The sequence below is a fragment of the Mesorhizobium sp. M0664 genome (genome assembly GCF_040320565.1).
GTDB lineage: Bacteria > Pseudomonadota > Alphaproteobacteria > Rhizobiales > Rhizobiaceae > Mesorhizobium.
The window spans coordinates 432,962-449,687 of record NZ_JAMYPW010000002.1 but is presented as its reverse complement, the minus strand read 5'-3'; the positions used below and the strand labels follow the sequence as shown (position 1 = coordinate 449,687).

Below are 16,726 nucleotides of genomic sequence, written 5' to 3'. Positions count from 1 at the left end.
CTCCCGTCAATCTTCTTTTGTGAATAGTATTTTCACATATGGGGTTGCGTTGCAAGCGAGTCTCGGCGAAATTTTGCCTGCTCCGTTGGGGCCAATGCCGGCGGAACAAGGGAGGAAGTGATGCAGAATGCCTGTCTGATTTTCGTCGGCAGCCTCAATCGCGACGCCCCGTATTTTCAGGGCGCGCGCGGCATCGGGCTGGGTGTCTACAGTTTCGACGAAGGGACGCTGCAGACGAAGAAACTGGCCGAGACGGGAGACATCGACAATCCCACCTTCCTGTCGGTGACGCCGGACGGCTCCCACGTCTATGCCAACTCAGAAGTGTTCACCTGGCGCGAAGGGGTGGTCTCGGCCTACCGTTTCGACAGGCAGACCGCCACGCTGTCCTACATCAACAAGCAGCCGACGCTGGGCAGCATCACGGCGCACAACACCATCACGCGCGACCGGACCAAGCTGCTGGTCGCCAATTACGGCATGGGCGAGGGCGGCCCCGATCGCTCGGTCGTGGTCTATGGGTTGGGTGAGAATGGCGGCCTGACAGCGCCGTTGTCGAGCGTTGCCCATAGCGGGACCGGACCAGATCCTGCCCGCCAGGAGCGGCCGCATGCCCATAGCGTAACCGAGACGGTTGCCGGCGGCATGGCGATCGTCGCTGACCTCGGCATCGACCGGCTGGTGTCCTATCGCATCGGGCGCGACGGCAGCCTGACGAAACTCGCCGAGTCGGCGCTTGCGCCAGGCGCGGGTCCGCGCCATCTCGCACTGCATCCGGGCGGTCGCTTCGTGTTCGTCATGAACGAGCTGGATTCGACGGTTGTCTCGCTGGCGCTGGACGAAGCATCAGGCAAGCTTACGGTGATCGACAGCAAGCCGGCCGTGCCGCCCGAGGCGCGCGACGGCAATCACTGTGCCGACGTCCAGATCTCGCCTGACGGCCGCTTTCTCTACGGCTCCAACCGCGGTCATGACAGCATCGTCGTGTTTTCGGTCGACCAGCAAACCGGCAGGATTGCTCTTGTCGACTATACGCCTTGCGGCGGTGCCACGCCGCGCAATCTGGCACTGACGCCCTCGGGCGGCCATCTGTTCTCGGCCAACCAGAATGCCGACCGCATCTCGATTTTCGCCCGTGATGCCGCAACCGGCCGGCTGACCGACACCGGCCGATCCATCGATATTGGCACGCCGATGTGCGTGAGGATCGTGCGTTGAGCGCTGGCGGGTGAAAATTCCGCCAGTACCATGGCCATAAGAACGTGTCGTTTCAATACGAGGATCGGGACGCCCGTCGCGCGAGATAGGGAGCCACCAGCGCGCGTATGTCTGCGGCCGCTACGTCACCGGCAGCACGCAATGCGCGCTCGCAGCGCCCATATTCGTCAACTGCGCCTTCGAAATCATTGCGGCACAGTTGCTCCTTTATCAGCGCTTTGCAGATCGGTCCGGCATCTGGATAGAAGTCCAATACCGCTAGATATATCGCCCGTGCTTTGTCGGCTTGGTCGGCCGCCTCCAGCCGCTGGCCGAGCCGCAGCCCAAGATCGATCAGTTCGCGACGCACGCGCTCGCAAGCCGGGAGCGACCAGGAAGCGGTTCGCTCGTGCAACAACAACGGACCCGGGAATGCATGGAAGAGCGCCTCCGCGTCTGGCCGCAATCCCTCCGCATTGACCTTTGCGACAGTCTTGAGCCGTGCTTCCCAGTCGGCGAGGTCGACCCAGACCTTGTCCGATGCAAGGCGAAGCTTGCCTTCGCGCTGGACGATGAGGTCGGTCCGTCCCAACAGCTTGCGCAGCCGATGAAGCGCCTGGTCGCACGCCGCCCGCGCCTGGTCGCCGTCGAGGTTGGGCCACAGCCAGTCCTGAATGGTCTCCTGCGAGCAGGTATTTTCCTTTGAGATCGCCAGCACTCGCAGGATGTCGAGGGCCTTCGTCGGCGGCTTCGCGCCGAGCGCGAGAGGGTTTGCATCGAGTTCGAGCCGAAAGCCTCCGAGGACGTGGACCCTGAGCGGCCAGGGCCAGGCGGCGGGCCGCCGGGGCGGCGGCTCGAGCCGGCGTTCGCGGATCAACGACCGGCAGAACTCGGGCTCGATGCCGCGCTCAAGCGCATCGCCAAGCAGTTCGGCGAGCAATTCCGGGACATTGAGCAGCACCATTGGCCAGCTGATGTCGCGCAGCGCTTCCAGGAAGGCCTGCAGCCGGTCGCCATAGTGCGGATCGTCGCTCCACAGGTTCTCCAATGCGGCCGCTGCCAGAATGCATATCTCGGTTCGCTTGTGGGCGCCGCCGTCCAGCCGCGGCAGCAGATCGCTGAGAAGCACGGCGGCTTCGCGCGGCTTCCTGTCCGCCAGCAGCACCTGGAACTGCGTGATGTAGTGCGGCCAGCGCTCGATCATCGGCTCGTTGGCCGCCTCGATGGCAGTCATGAAGCGCTCGCAATCCTGGTAAGCGGCCGTGAAATCGCCTTGCCTGGCATGGAGCGCGGCGTGGCAATCGGCGACGACGGCGACCTGCGTGGTGAAACGGCTGTCGGCGATCTCGGCCAAACGCTCGACCACTTGGTGGAACTCGGCAAAATCGTTGCGGACCTTCATCTGCATTTGCAAATGATAGAGCCCCCCGAACTCCACGCCCCTCAGCGATTCGCGCTCGCCAATTGCGATCGCCGCCCGCAACGCCGCTTCGGCCGACGGATAGGGAAAATCCCTTCTCTTATAGGGAAAATAACGTCCACTTTCCGCACCAAAGGCGACCAGCCACATGCCGAGAATCCAAGGCAGCACGCTCTTGTCACTCAAATCGTCAACGACGCTGTCGACGGCCTTGGCGAACAGATCGGCGCGCATGGTCGATACCGAAAGATCGATCAGCGTTTCGCTGGCAAGCAGCCGCAATCCGCTCGGATCGTGCTCGGGATTCCGGGTCAACCGCTCCAGGAGTTCGGTTTCGAGTGCTTGTCCGGCGGGGCTGCTGCGATAGCAGTCGTCGCCGAAGTTCAGCGCCCGCATCATGCCAATGCGTACCAGCATCGCTTCCTCGGAAGGTAGTTCCGGAAGCCCGCGTTCGATCAGCTCGAACGCCCGTCGCGTCCACATGGACAGACCTTCGTACGTGCGCCAGCTGGCAGTCTTGACCAACACCGCCCGCGACACAGTGAGGCACAGGCCGCGCAGATCGTCGGCCTCGCCAAAGGCTTGCCACGCCTTGGACAGCCAACGCTCCGCCGCAGCGTCGTCGGGCATGTGGGCCACGCCCAGCCAATAGAAATGCCAGCCATTCATGATGGTTTCCGGCAATCGGCCGCACCACTCGATGAAGGTCGCGCGGCTCCCTTGCGCCAGCAAGTCCTCTGCGCGGCTCAGCAGCAGGTCGCTCGCTTGGTCCCAGTCGTCGGCCTGTAAGGCGAGGCGTATGGCTTCGTCATGACGGCCCGCCCCCGCAAGGACCTTCGCCGCCTTTCGCCGGAGCGATTGCTGCTCTTCCCTGGCAATTTGCTGTGCGAAACGACGCTCGAGGAAGTCGCGCAAGAGGTCATGAAGGTGAAAGATATCGCGGTTGTTTTCCGAGCGCGTGACCAGAAACTGTCGCCTGTAAAGCCTGTCGAGCAGCTTTCCTGCTTCGCCCGACCCGATCATCTCGTCAGCCAACCCGGCGCTGATTTCGGGCAGCAGATTGAGTTTCAGCAGCATGTCCTGGTCGACGGAGGGAAGGGAAAGGAAGAAATGACGACCGAGAACGTCGGGCAGCACGTTCTGCCCGCCGGGGACCGTCTCCGTTGTGCCGTCCAGTCCGGCTTTGGTGCCTTGGTCCGCGAGCAGGACGAGCCCGACCGCCCAACCGCGCGCCGCCTCGACATCGACCCGAGCGGCGTCCCTCGAACGCAGGTGGACGAGATCGCGCGCTTCCGCGGTCGAGAATTCGAGCGCGTGGCGGTCGATGACAGCCATTTTGCCCTTGAGAATGAGGTCGCCCAATTCCTCCTGGGGCAGCGTGCGTGAGACACAGATGCAGCGGACGGTGTCAGGAAGTTCACGGAACATCTCGGAAAGCACCGCCCGAAATTCTGCGGTATCGGCGTCGTGCAAATCATCGAGCACCAGAATTGTGCCGGGCTTTAGCCGAGCGAAATAGGCTCTGGAAAAGCGCCTGGCGAACTCCTTCGGCTGCTCGGCATACTCGACGCCGAAGACCGGCATGTCTCCAGCCGAGACTGAGTCCAGCGACTGCGCCAGATATTGAAAGAACCGCGCTATATCCTGGTCGCCCTCATCGACACGGTACCATATGTGCGGCGCCTCGACGCTTTCGAGATAATCGATGACCGCGGTCGTCTTGCCGTAGCCGGCCGGTGCCGCCACCCAGCATACGCTCGACCGCGACACCCGATCGATCGCTTCGAGAACGCGGTTCCGCCTCAATATCCTGGCGCTGCGCGGGGCCGCCAGCTTGGCGATCCGGCCTGTGCCCGAGAGCGGTTGCGTCGCATCGGCTTCAAAGGCATCTAAGGCGGCCATGGGGGCTCCCGCTCGACCAATCATCGAGCGACGGTCGTGCTGCCATGACCGTCCCGCCGATCCGATTGACGTTAGCCTGGCGCAGTCATGCGACAATTCGTGGGGGCTTCGTAGATGAAGCGGCACTGGCTGATCCCGGGAGGGCGGATCTCGATGGTTGCGCAACCTGAAACTGGGCAATGGACGGCGGGCGAACCTCGCACTCGGTCTTCGACCGTCGGCTCCAAATCCGGTAGAAGACCTGATCATGGCTATTCCCTCCGATTGGCAAGCTCATGGGCTGCCTGGCAGTCCTTTCCAAACGCACGAGCTCATCCTGTGCGCAGTGGCATCCGCGCACATCGGTACGGTCACCTAGTTTCCCGGCGATTGATCTCCCAGTTTTCGCAAGCGTGCCTAGTTTTCAAGGCTTGTTGGGCGCCCGGGTCTTCGGTGCCTTACGCAACCGGAAATCGGGAAGCGGACGGGACCGGATTGTGCGAGGGGATGGGCGACCGGTGGATCCCGCACTCTGTTTTCGACAATCCGCTCCAGCGGCCCGCGCGCGGATTGTCCGCACTGCCGCACGCGACGGTGCAGGGCGCACAACCGATCGAGAAATAGCCTTTTTCGATGAGCGGATGCCGGGGGAGGCGATGATGGTCGAGATAGACCTCGATCTGCTGCCGGGTGAAGCGGGCGAGTGGCTCGATCTTCAGGCGTCCGTCAGTTTCTTCCAGCGTCGCAACATCCGTGCGAACTCCGCCATGATAGCGCTTGCGGCCGGAAATCCAGGCCTTGAAACCGCTCAGGGCCTTCTCGAGCGGCAGCACCTTGCGGATGTGGCAGCACCGGTCCGGATCGCTGCGGTGCAGCGATCCAGAGCCGTCGAGCACCCGCAGGACGTTTGCCCGGGGCGTGACGATGCGCACGTCGGTGAGGCCGAGCAAGGCCGTCAATTGCGTACGATAGGCGACCGTTTCCGCAAACAGCTTTCCGGTATCGAGCGTGGCGATGGGGAGCGACCTGTCGATCGATGCGGCCATGTGCAGCAACACCGCAGATTCCGCGCCAAATGAGGAGACGAGCGCTACCTTTCCGCGGAACAAGTCGGTGACGAGTGGCGCCAGCAGCTCGGGTCCGTCGAGATGGTTCAGCTCCGCGATGATGCCTTCATGCATGGCGATTCGGTCCGGTTTTGGCGTGACGCGGCCGGTTCATAGTCTGCTCACGAAATCGAGGACCGCCTGGCGGTCGGCCTCGTCCAGGCCGAAGAAGCGGTCGCGGACGATCTGCGCCGTGCCGCCATGCGCGAACACTGCATCGCGCAGTGTGGTCGCGCGGCCGTCATGCAGGAAGCGCTGGCGCAGGCGGATGCCGACCAGCGGCGTTGTCCGCCATTCGGCGCCGATGGCGTTGCCCTGGATGATCTTGTCGTCGAGCGCCGATCCCATGTCGTGCAGTAAAAGGTCCGAGTAGAGCCTGACTTCGCCTTTTGTGCCCGCCAGCGCCGGCACATGGCATTTGGCGCAGCCGACCGAAGCGAAGAGCCTTCCGCCATCGCTGGCCAGCATTGCGCTTTCGCTCGAGACCGACGGCGAGGCCAGGAAGCCGGCCGAGAACGGGATCAGTGCGCCAGAGGCCAGGGTTGCCGACAAAAGCACTCCGCTGGAGCCGAGGCCGATCAGGCGCCACGCACCGCCGGCTTCGCCGAGACGGCCGATGCGTGTGGTGATCCCGAGCGCGACCATCACCATCAGGAACAGGAACTGGTCGACGTCGAGAATGCCGCGGCGCAATTGCGGATCGAGCGTGATTTGCGAATTGAGCATCACCACGCCGATGAAGGCGACGATGAACCACGGGAACGGGATCGGCGTTGCTCCGGGCGCGCTCTTGCGGCCGCGAAAGAACGTGCCGATGGCCAGCAGAAGCGGGATGAGCATCAGCACCTTGCTGAGCTTGACGAGGGTAGCGGTGTTCAGCGCCCCGTCCGAGACTGCGAAGGAGGCGCCGTAGACCTGCGCCAGTTCGAAGATGCTCGCGCCGACGAACACGCCGTAGAGCCGGTCGTCGAGATGCGGCAGCCAGCCGCCCAGGAACATCACGGGATAGACGAGCAGCGCCGCGGTGCCGCTGAGCGTGATCAGGGCGATCGCAACCCCCGCGCTCTGGTCGCGTGCGCGCATCAGCGCAGCCACTGAGAGAATGGCGGCTGCGCCGCAGACGGCGCTTCCGACCGCGACCAGCAACGCGATCTCGGCCTCCAGCCTGAACAGCCTACGTGCGATGGCGTAGAGCAAAGCCGCGACCAGGATCAGTTCGATGGCCGCCACCGCGAGCGGCATCAGCCCGAGATCGAGGAACAGTCGCGTCGTGATGCGGAAGCCGACAAGGACGACCGCCAGGCGCAACAGGTAGCGCTTGGTGAAGTCGAGCCCCGGGCGCAGGACGTCGGGGCAGGCAAAGCTGTTGCCGATCAGCAGCCCGAAGAGCATGGCGACGAGGACCGGATTGCGCGACAGCGGCTCGCCCAATCCGCCGGCAATCCAGCCGCCCGCAAGGGCGAGCGCGGCCGCCACGGCTATACCGGGCAAGATCGAGTGCGCTTGTTCCGGCGCATGCGAAAACGTCAGGGCGATGCTCATCGCCTGGCCTCCTCGGCCGGGGTGAGCGTTCGCAGATAGGCAGCCACCGCCTCGATCTCTCCGGACCCTTGTTCGACGGGTTGCGTGTCCGTCCCGCTGTGGCCGGAGACGACGCTGGTGATGCCGAGCTCCCTGGTGAAAGCGTCGGCGACCATCTCTTCGAGGACCGCAATGTCGGCCTTCCAGCCATAGCGGCCGACGCGCGTCGCGCCGTTGGCATCGAGGACATAGTGCGGGCGGCCCTTGATCCCGTCGCCTTTGCTGACTGCCTGCGCCTCGATGACGCTGTCGGGTATGTCGTCTATGCCAGCGACGCCGTAGAGGCTGGGCGGCATGCGCAGCGAGATGACATTGGCCTGCTGCGGCAGTGCAGCCGGTTCAGCCGCGATGCCGGCACCATCGCGCAGCATGTAGCGCCGGGCGACCGGGCTGTTGGGATGATCGATCGGGACCGTGCGCCCGGATCCCGGATCCATATGGGCTATCCTGCGCGCGAAACGGTTCTCATCCGCGCTCGCACCGCCGGGGCCGGGATGACAGGACAGGCAGGACGTCGCATTGAACAATGGTCCAAGACCGGTCCGCGGCGTGAAATCGGTGTGAAACAGCTCCCTTCCGCGAGCGGCGAGATCGGGGTTGGCGGCAGCATTTTGCGTCTGCTGGGCCGTCGCCGACACGCCGTGCTCGTCAAAAGCAGGAACCTCGAGCAGCGCTCCGTCGCGGCCGGGAAATCCGGGAAGCTCGCCGCCTATCGTTATCCAGATCCGCTGCGCGTCCGCCGACATTGCGATGGCTCGCAGGCGATCGCCGCCGAGAGGCCCAAGGCCAGGGATGTCGATCGTCGCTCGGGCGAGAAGCCGGCCGTCCTGGCTTATGCGCAGCAGCGAGCCGTCGCCGCTATTGGCGACGAACAGGTCCGACCCCCCGGCAAGCGTCGTATGGCTCGAAAAGTGCGGATTGGCGATCTCGGGGACAGCGGCGGCAATGTCGACTGGACGATCGAATTCCGGCAGCGAGACCATGCCAGCCCCGGCGACCGTGAAATGCCGCCGGTCGTCTTGCAGTTTCAGCAGCACCAGCCGGTCGCGGCCGGGGTCGGCGATGTAGAGAACACGGTCCGGGTTCCACTTGAAGGCAATGCCGATGACGCCGGGATCGTCGCCGCTGTTGCGGCCCATGCTCACCGTGCCAGGGCCGGCTAGGCCGTCGACACCGTCCTGGACATGGATCTGGACCACGCTGCCGTCCGCAGTGACCGCGCCGAACACGGCAAATCCGCTGCCGTCCGGTGACGGGCCGAGAAACGCCGTTCCGAGCGCACCGGTCTGCAGCCCGCCGGGCGTCAGTTGGCCGCTTGCCCGGTAGTTCAGCCGCTTCGCCAGCCATCCGTTGGCCAGCCAGCCGCTCGCCAGCCATCCAGTGGGTTGAGCGATCTGCGCTTGTTCGCGATCGGTAGACCGGCCGGCGAACACGCCGCCGGCCTCGCGGCTTGGCGCATTGTCGAGCGGGGCTCCGTCGGGGTCGACGACGGTGACGCTGCCTTCGCCGGCCAATCCGTTCGGCGCGTTGGCGATCCAGGGCCTTCCAAAGGCGTTGTTGATCGAGATGTAGCGCGGTCCGGATGCCGCCGCCAGCCGCGCCGTTCGAGCCTGGCCATTGTAGCGCCGGTTGAGGAATGGCTCGCTCTGCGCCGTGTAGAGCTGGACTGGGCTCGCTCCGCCATAGTCGGCTAGATCTTGGTCGGTGAGATCCTGCGGAACCAGGATCGTGCCCGATTTGTCGCCGCGCGGATCGATTGACAGGATCGCGCCAGGTTTGAATAAGAGATCGCCTTGTGACGCGCCGAAATTGCTGCCTACCGCGACCAGAACCCTAAGCGGATCGAGCACACGTCCTTCGCGCGTGGTCAGCAGGAATTCCGGATTTCCCGGTATCGGTCCGCCATTATGAAAACGCCCCACCTCGCGCACGCCGGCCACGCCCGGCAGCCCGACGGCGACGATACGGGCGCCCAGGCGCCAGGCGGAGATGTGATCGCTGGTGAAGCCCACCGTCGGCAGCAAGATGAAAGACACCGCTGTCATTCCGGAGATAATCCGGCCAAACGAAAGGTCCAGCGAGGCGCAGCTTCGCCGCGACCGACGAGCTCTGACGAAATCCATAAGCACCGCGGCAAGGCCCTTGCGCATTGCGACATCCCCGGCTCGATACCTCGATGCGTCTACATGCGGCCCCGAGCATGTGACGCTTATCTCGACGCAATCATTGAGCGGGTGCACTTACGTATCGTGTACGGCACCTCAACCGCCGGCCGTATCTTGCGCTTTGGGGGAAGGCGTGCGGCCGCGCGCGCTTCGCAAGGCAAGCGCTTGTCGGGCAAAGGTGATTATGGGCATGGCGAGGTTGCCGCGAACGGCAAATTTTCAGAACTCGAGCGCCTGCCTGAGTGCCGGGCCGCTCCTGACGCGCAAATCGAGGTCGGCCTCGATATGGTCGATGTGGTGCAGCATCAGCGCGCTGGCGCGTTCGGCATTGCCATTTTCCAGCGCCTCGAGGATCTGCGTGTGTTCGTTGTGGCCGCAGCTCGAGATGCCCGAGCGGCCATAGAGTGCGATCACCAGCGATGAACGAGCGACCAATTCCTCCATGAAGCGCTGCAGGATGACGTTTCCCGCGACCGACGCCAGAAGCAGGTGAAAATCCCCCGACGCCTTGATCTCCGATCGCCTTGCGTTCGGTCCGCGTTCGGCGATGAAACGGCCTTCTTCGTCGAGCTGGGCCTTGAACGCGGCGACATGCGCGGGCGTCATCCGTCCGGCGGCGGCGATCGCGATGCCTGGTTCGATGAGCCGGCGCGAAGCAAAAACCTGCCGCGCTTCCTCCGGCGACGGATTGGCGACGAAGGCGCCGCGATTGCGCTCGGTGCGCACCAATCCCTCGAAGGAAAGCATCTGCAGTGCGGCACGCGCCACGGTGCGGCTGACATCGAACAGCGTGCCGACTTCGCCTTCGGAAAGCTTTGTTCCCGGCGCCAGCCGGCGATCGACGATCGCGTCGCGCAACTGGTCGCGGATCGCCTGCGCGCGATCCTCGTTGGCGGCCTCGATAGCAGGGAAGGTCTGGTCGGCAATGTTCATGGCAGTGGTCCTGCCTTCTTCTACCCTGAATCGCATCGCTTGGACGAGAGACAAAGTGAATACAGAGATGAAAAAGATTGCATACGATCTTTGCGGAGATCGGCGGCAATCGCCTATAATTTGTGCATTGCACAAGGCCGACGTATCGGCAGCTACATAGAGGCGGCCCTGATTTCTTCGAGGATTCAGTCAGTTGGTGCGGCGGTGCGCAACTGGCACGCATGATGCTTTGGCTAATCCGACCAAAGGGGAAGCTGGATGTCCAAAGCCGCCGAAATCGACATTGTGTCCGTTTCGAAAGTCTATGGCGCGACGACTGCCGTCGAAGGCATCAGCCTGAAAATCCCTGCCGGAACCTATTGCTGCCTGCTCGGTCCGTCCGGCTGTGGCAAGACCTCGACGCTGCGCATGATCGCCGGGCACGAGAGCATATCGAGTGGCGACGTGCGTCTCGGCAACACAGTGGTCACCGACCTGCCGCCGGCCAGGCGCGGCACTGCCATGATGTTCCAGTCCTACGCACTGTTTCCGCATCTCGACCTGATCGACAACGTCGCCTTCAGCCTGAAGATGAAAGGCGTCGGCAAGGAGGAGCGCCGCGCCAAGGCGCTCGACATGCTGAAGCTGATGCAGATGGAGGCCTATGCCAGCCGCCGCCCGGCGCAGCTTTCCGGCGGGCAGCAGCAGCGCGTTGCCCTTGCGCGCGCCTTGATCACCGATCCCGAGGCGCTGTTGCTCGACGAACCGCTTTCGGCGCTCGATCCTTTCCTGAAGATCCGCATGCGAGCCGAACTGAAGAAGCTGCAGACGTCGCTCGGCATCACTTTCGTCCACGTCACCCACAGCCAGGAAGAGGCGATGGCGCTGGCCGACCTGATCGTGGTGATGAACGACGGCCGTATCGAGCAGGCGGCGCACCCTCGCACGGTGTTCGAGCGGCCGGCCACGGCCTTCGTCGCTCGTTTCATGGGCGACCACAATGTCATCTCCGGGCGCGTCGCCGGCAGTCGCGACGGCATGGTCGTTTTCGATGTGCCCGGCGGCGTCACGCTCGCCGCCAGCGGGCAGGGCAGGGAGACCGGGGAACCCATCGACATCGCCATTCGCACCGACCACGTGCGCATCGGCGAGCCGCCGGCAGCCGGGCTCGGCTTCACCGGCATTATTGCAAACGTCGAGTACCGCGGTTCGACCGTGAAGCTCTCAGTCAATGGCGCCGGCATCGAGGATTTCACGGTGATCGTCGACGACACCAGCTTCTTCGCCAGGCCGGTTGCCGTCGGCGACGCAGTGCCGATCGCCTGGGACGCCGAGGACGCGATCGTCCTTGGCCGTCTCGATTCCTGAAATCCAGCATAACCAACCAAAACAGGGGAACTGAACATGACCAACACCACCGACAAGAAGACTGGAATATCGCGACGTTCGCTGCTCAAGACAGGTGCCGCCGCCGTCGGTTTCGCCGCCGGTTCCGGCGCCATATCAGGCTTTCCGACCATCTGGGCGCAATCGAACATCACGCTGCGCCAGTTCGGCACCGGCGTATCCAACCTCAATGCCATCGCCGACAAGTGCAAGGCCGACCTCGGCATCACGCTGGAGATGACAGCAACCGATTCCGACGCCGCCGCGCAGCGCGCTGTGACGCAGCCCGACAGCTACGACATCGCCGACATCGAATACTGGATCTGCAAGAAGGTGTTCCCGACAGGCGTCCTGCAGCCGATGGATGTCAGCAAGCTGAAATATTACGACGAGCTGGTGCCGCTGTTCAAAACCGGCAAGCTGACGCCGGACAGCGTCATTGCCCAGGGCACCGCGCCGCATACCGTCGGTTACGTCGAGGCGCAGGACAGCAAGGTCTTCGCCAAGGCGCCGACCAACTGGTTCACCATGGTGCCGACGATCTACAATGCCGATACGCTCGGCATCCGCCCCGACCTCGTCGGCCGCGATATCACCACCTGGGCCGACATCATGGATCCGGCCTTCAAGGGCAAGACCGCCATCCTCAACATCCCGTCGATCGGCATCATGGATGCGGCGATGATCATGGAGGCAACGGGCAACATCAAATACGCCGACAAGGGCAACATGACCAAGGAGGAGATCGACAAGACGATCGACTTCCTGATCAAGGCCAAGCAAGCCGGCCAGTTCCGCGCCTTCTGGAAATCCTTCGACGAGAGCGTCAACCTGATGGCTTCAGGCGAAGTCGTAATCCAGTCGATGTGGTCGCCGGCCGTGGCCGCGGTCCGCTCCAAGGGCATCGCGTGCCGGTTCCAGCCGCTCAAGGAAGGCTACCGGTCCTGGGGTGGCGGGCTTGGCCTGGCAGCCCATCTCTCCGGCGCCGAACTCGATGCCGCCTATGAATACATCAACTGGTACACGTCCGGCTGGGTTGGCGGCTATCTCAACCGTCAGGGCTATTACTCGGCCAACATGGTGTCGGCCAAAAAGTTCATGTCCGAGGACGAGTGGGGCTACTGGATCGAAGGCAAGCCGGCAAAGGGCGATATCCTGTCGCCGGACGGCAAGGTCATGGAAAAGGCTGGCGCCGTGCGTGACGGCGGCTCGTTCGAAGAGCGCATGGGCAAGGTCGCCTGCTGGAACTCGGTCATGGACGAGGACCGCTACATGGTGAAGCGCTGGAACGAGTTCATCGCTGCTTGATGCCCTCTGCCTTCTCCCCTTGTGGGAGAAGGCAGATTGGCGCGCAGCGCCAAGACGGTTGAGGGGTGCTGGACGGAGCACTGTTGGTGCCAAGCTGGAACACCCCTCATCCGATCGAGCTTCGCTCGGCCACCTTCTCCCACAGGGGGAGAAGGGCACACCCCTCAGTCGCATCGCCGACTTCGACCGAGATATAGATGGCAGTAGCGCTCGAACAATCCACGCACGTTACGTCTGCAAGGCCTGCCAGACGTAGGCGCTCCTTTGCCGGAGTCGCACCCTATCTCCAGGCGGCACCGCTGGCGCTGATCCTCGGCGCGTTCCTCCTGCTGCCAATTCTGATGATCGCCGTGGTCTCATTCTGGGATTACGATTTCGCGGCGATGTATCCGGATTTCCTGACCACCAATTATTCCGACACGCTCGGCTCCTGGGTCACCTGGAAAACCTACCTGAATACGCTGAAATACGCCGCCATCGTCTGGGCGCTGACGCTGTTCATCGGTTTCTGGGTCGCCTATTTCCTTGCCTTCCATATCAGGACCACGGCCATGCAGATGGTGCTGTTCCTTGTCTGCACGGTGCCGTTCCTGACCTCTAACATCATCCGCATGATCTCGTGGATTCCGGTGCTTGGCCGCAATGGCCTGGTCAACTCGACGCTGGTGCAAATGGGGCTGATCCCGAAGCCGATCGAATGGCTGCTCTATTCCGAATTCGCCGTGGTGCTGGCCATGGTGCATCTCTATACGCTGTTCATGGTGACGCCGATCTTCAACACGCTGATGCGCATCGACAAGTCGTTGATAGAAGCCGCGCGCGACGCCGGTGCTTCCGGCTGGCAGGTTCTGTGGAACGTCGTCATTCCGCTCGCCAAGCCCGGCATGGCGATCGGCACCATTTTCGTCGTCACCCTGGTGATGGCCGACTTCTCGACGGTGCAGGTGATGTCCGGCGGGCAGAGCGCCTCCGTCGCGCTGATGATGAAGAACCAGATGTCGCTGCTGCAATATCCGGCAGCTGCCGCCAACGCCGTCGTGCTCTTGGTGCTGGTGCTGCTGATGGTCGCGGGCATCCTGCGCATCGTCGACATCCGCAAGGAGCTGTGAGGCGATGAGCCAGGACAAGCGCACCCTCGAATTCTATGTGTTGGCGGCGTTCTTCGGTCTTTTCGTGTTGTTCCTCTACGGCCCGCTTTCGGCGATCCTGATCCTCTCTTTCCAGGGCGAGAACGGCGGTCTGACATTTCCGCTGAACGGCGTGTCGCTGCACTGGTTCGCCAATTTGTTCGAGCGCCAGGCGGTCGGCGACTTCGGCGGCAGCTTCAAACGCTCGCTCGTCCTTGGCCTGATGGTGATGGTCGTCACTGTCGCCGTGTCGCTGCTCGCCGGCCTGGCCTTCCGGCAGAAATTTCGCGGCGCAACCGCACTGTTCTATCTGGCCGTCGCCAGCCTGGTCGTGCCGTCGATCATCATCAGTCTCGGCATCGGCGTCGTCTTCCAGCAGATCGGCTTCCGCCCCGCCTGGTACACCTCCGCTTTCGGCGCCCATCTGACCTGGACCTTGCCTTTCGGCGTGCTGATTATGTTTGCTGTCTTCAACCGGTTCTCGCCAGCCTATGAGGAAGCCGCGCGCGATCTCGGAGCATCGTCGTGGCAGACCTTTGCCCATGTCGTGCTGCCGATGATCGCGCCCAGCCTGATCGGCGTCGGCCTGTTCGGCTTCACTCTGTCATATGACGAGTTCGCCCGCACGCTGATGACCTCGGGCACGTTCAACACCTTGCCGCTCGAAATCTACGGCATGACGACGAATGTCACGACGCCGGTGCTCTATGCGCTGGGCACCGTGACGACCGTGTTTTCCTTCCTGGTGATCCTGCTGACGCTCGGCGCAATCGTCTATGTCGGCCGCCGCCGCGAGCGTGCCTGACAGTGCAGATCCTCGTCGTCAATCCAAACACCACCGCCAGCATGACCGACACTATCGCGGCGGCAGCCCGATCGGTCGCTGCTCAATCGACGAAGATCGTTGCCGTCACCTCGTCGATGGGACCTGTATCGATCGAAGGCTATTACGATGAAGCACTTGCCGTGCCCGGCCTGCTGGTCGAGATCGCCGCCGGCGAACGCTCCGGCGCGCAAGCCGCGATCATTGCCTGTTTCGACGACACCGGCCTCGATGCCGCGCGCGCCATGGCCAACATTCCGGTCATCGGCATTTGCGAGGCATCGCTCAGCACGGCCTCGTTCATCGCCCAGCGCTTCACCGTCGTCACCACCACCGGACGTTCGCGCGTGCCGGTCGAAGGCCTGGTGCAACGCTATGGCATGGCGGGGCGGGCACGCGTGCGCGCCGCCGACATCCCGGTTCTTGCCCTCGAAGATCCGGCGTCCGACGCACTGCTCAGGCTGCGCAGCGAGATTGCGCGCGCCATCGACGAGGATCGCGCCGAGGCGATCGTGCTCGGCTGTGCCGGCATGGCCGATCTGGCGGCGGCGCTGCAGCGGGAATTCGGGCTTCCGGTCATCGACGGCGTGGGCGCTGCCGTGAAACAGGCCGAGGCATTGATCGCCCTTGGCCTGACGACATCCAAGCGCGGCGCCTATGCAAGCCCGTTGGCAAAGTCTTATCATGGCGCGTTGAAATCCTTCGCGCCTGGCGCCGCCGAGTGATCGCAATGCCCCGAACGATCCGAACGCTCGCACGTGAAGAAGTGCAAACCCTTGTCGATTGGGCGGCGGCGGAAGGCTGGAATCCCGGCCTTAACGATGCCGCGCTGTTTCAGGCAGCCGACCCGCAGGGCTTCATCGGCGCCTTTATCGATGGCGAGATGGCGGCCGGCATTTCGGCCGTCGCCTATGGCGATGGTTTCGGCTTCATCGGCCTCTACATCTGCCGGCCGGACAGGCGTGCCCAAGGTCATGGCAAGGCGGTCTGGGATGCCGGCATAGCGCGGCTCGGCAAGCGTACGATCGGCCTCGACGGCGTTGTCGAACAGCAGGCCAACTACCGCAGCATGGGTTTTGCACCGGCCTACCGGACGATCCGGTTCATGGGGTCACCGAATGTCCCGGCAGCCGTCGGCAACGACGTTCGCGCCATAGGGCCGGAACTCGTGCCGGACATACTGGACTATGACCGCCGCTTCTTTCCCGGTCCGAGGCGATCCTTCCTGGAACACTGGCTGCGCCCGCCGCACATGGCGCTTGCGATCCTCAAGCACGGCGCCATTGCGGGATATGGCGTCGCGCGCCAATGCCGGGACGGCTGCAAGATCGGCCCGCTCTTTGCCGACAGCCTGGACGCGGCAAGCCATCTCTTCGCCGGGCTCGCGCACATGTCCGGTCCCGGAAACGTCCATCTCGACGTTCCCGAAACCAGCCGGCAATTTGCAGACTTGCTGTCGTCCGCAGGCCTTCAACCGGGCTTCGAGACGGCTCGGATGTACAAGGGAAAGGCGCCGCAGCTCGTGCAGTCCGGAGTTTTTGCGATAACGACGTTGGAGTTGGGGTGAGGCGGTACAAGCCGGCTTCCAGTGCAAAGTCGGGCAACAGGACTACGCGGTCTATTTTTCCTGAACTGAAATGCCGGAATGGTCGATGCGAAGTTCCACGCCTTTCGGCCTAGTCTCCTCGCCATAAACGTAAATCCCCAGCGCAATAACGGCGACGGCCAAAGCGCCGATGATGAGATAAAGATAGTTCTGCTTCATCCGCTGTCGTTAACAACATGGTGTGGGCGAGTCTAGCAGTTCGGGTATCAGGACG

13 protein-coding genes are annotated in these 16,726 nt (G+C 63.4%); 7 read left to right on the top strand and 6 right to left on the bottom strand.

Going from position 1 to position 16,726, the window contains the following annotated elements; translation table 11 throughout:
* Positions 1-120 precede the first annotated feature (120 nt).
* On the top strand, positions 121-1,218 hold the full coding sequence (locus NKI39_RS04860; protein ID WP_352472922.1) for a lactonase family protein: 1,098 nt from the start codon (positions 121-123) through the stop codon (positions 1,216-1,218).
* 52 nt (positions 1,219-1,270) lie between these two features.
* Here NKI39_RS04860 and NKI39_RS04855 read toward each other — a convergent pair whose 3' ends face one another.
* From NKI39_RS04855 to NKI39_RS04835, 5 genes are all read right to left on the bottom strand, one after another.
* The gene (locus NKI39_RS04855) at positions 1,271-4,519 is read right to left on the bottom strand and encodes an AfsR/SARP family transcriptional regulator (protein WP_352502965.1); all 3,249 of its coding nucleotides are present in this window, start codon (positions 4,517-4,519) and stop codon (positions 1,271-1,273) included.
* Positions 4,520-4,956: 437 nt separating this feature from the next.
* On the bottom strand, positions 4,957-5,679 hold the full coding sequence (locus NKI39_RS04850) for a phosphoadenylyl-sulfate reductase (protein ID WP_352502966.1): 723 nt from the start codon (positions 5,677-5,679) through the stop codon (positions 4,957-4,959).
* A gap of 36 nt (positions 5,680-5,715) precedes the next feature.
* Positions 5,716-7,146 (bottom strand): putative sulfate exporter family transporter, encoded by a 1,431-nt coding sequence (locus NKI39_RS04845; RefSeq protein WP_352472925.1) that lies wholly within the window; start codon positions 7,144-7,146, stop codon positions 5,716-5,718.
* Complete coding sequence (locus NKI39_RS04840) at positions 7,143-9,230, bottom strand: di-heme oxidoredictase family protein (protein ID WP_352830860.1); 2,088 nt, start codon at positions 9,228-9,230, stop codon at positions 7,143-7,145. The genes NKI39_RS04845 and NKI39_RS04840 overlap by 4 nt, the downstream gene beginning before the upstream one ends.
* A 339-nt stretch (positions 9,231-9,569) precedes the next feature.
* Positions 9,570-10,283, bottom strand: coding sequence for a GntR family transcriptional regulator (locus tag NKI39_RS04835; RefSeq protein ID WP_023676076.1), 714 nt, complete (start codon positions 10,281-10,283; stop codon positions 9,570-9,572).
* Between the two features lie 258 nt (positions 10,284-10,541).
* Between NKI39_RS04835 and NKI39_RS04830 the strand changes: the two genes are divergently transcribed.
* The 6 genes from NKI39_RS04830 (at position 10,542) to NKI39_RS04805 (ending at position 16,473) form a co-directional block, all read left to right on the top strand.
* Complete coding sequence (locus tag NKI39_RS04830; RefSeq protein WP_352472207.1) at positions 10,542-11,630, top strand: ABC transporter ATP-binding protein; 1,089 nt, start codon at positions 10,542-10,544, stop codon at positions 11,628-11,630.
* A 36-nt stretch (positions 11,631-11,666) separates the two neighbouring features.
* Positions 11,667-12,956, top strand: coding sequence for an ABC transporter substrate-binding protein (locus NKI39_RS04825; protein ID WP_352472208.1), 1,290 nt, complete (start codon positions 11,667-11,669; stop codon positions 12,954-12,956).
* A gap of 197 nt (positions 12,957-13,153) precedes the next feature.
* Entirely contained in the window at positions 13,154-14,065 is a 912-nt protein-coding gene (locus NKI39_RS04820) for an ABC transporter permease (protein WP_352472210.1), read from the top strand.
* 4 nt (positions 14,066-14,069) lie between these two features.
* Positions 14,070-14,888 (top strand): ABC transporter permease, encoded by an 819-nt coding sequence (locus NKI39_RS04815; protein ID WP_352451583.1) that lies wholly within the window; start codon positions 14,070-14,072, stop codon positions 14,886-14,888.
* Positions 14,889-14,890: 2 nt separating this feature from the next.
* Positions 14,891-15,631: an aspartate/glutamate racemase family protein gene (locus NKI39_RS04810; protein WP_352472211.1), complete on the top strand. Its 741-nt coding sequence runs from the start codon at positions 14,891-14,893 to the stop codon at positions 15,629-15,631.
* A gap of 5 nt (positions 15,632-15,636) precedes the next feature.
* Complete coding sequence (locus NKI39_RS04805) at positions 15,637-16,473, top strand: GNAT family N-acetyltransferase (protein ID WP_352502969.1); 837 nt, start codon at positions 15,637-15,639, stop codon at positions 16,471-16,473.
* Positions 16,474-16,524: 51 nt separating this feature from the next.
* Here the strand turns inward: NKI39_RS04805 and NKI39_RS04800 are convergent, their stop codons facing one another.
* A complete protein-coding gene (locus NKI39_RS04800; protein ID WP_352830858.1) occupies positions 16,525-16,671 on the bottom strand; it encodes a hypothetical protein in 147 nt (48 codons plus the stop codon).
* Between the last annotated feature and the right edge of the window lie 55 nt (positions 16,672-16,726).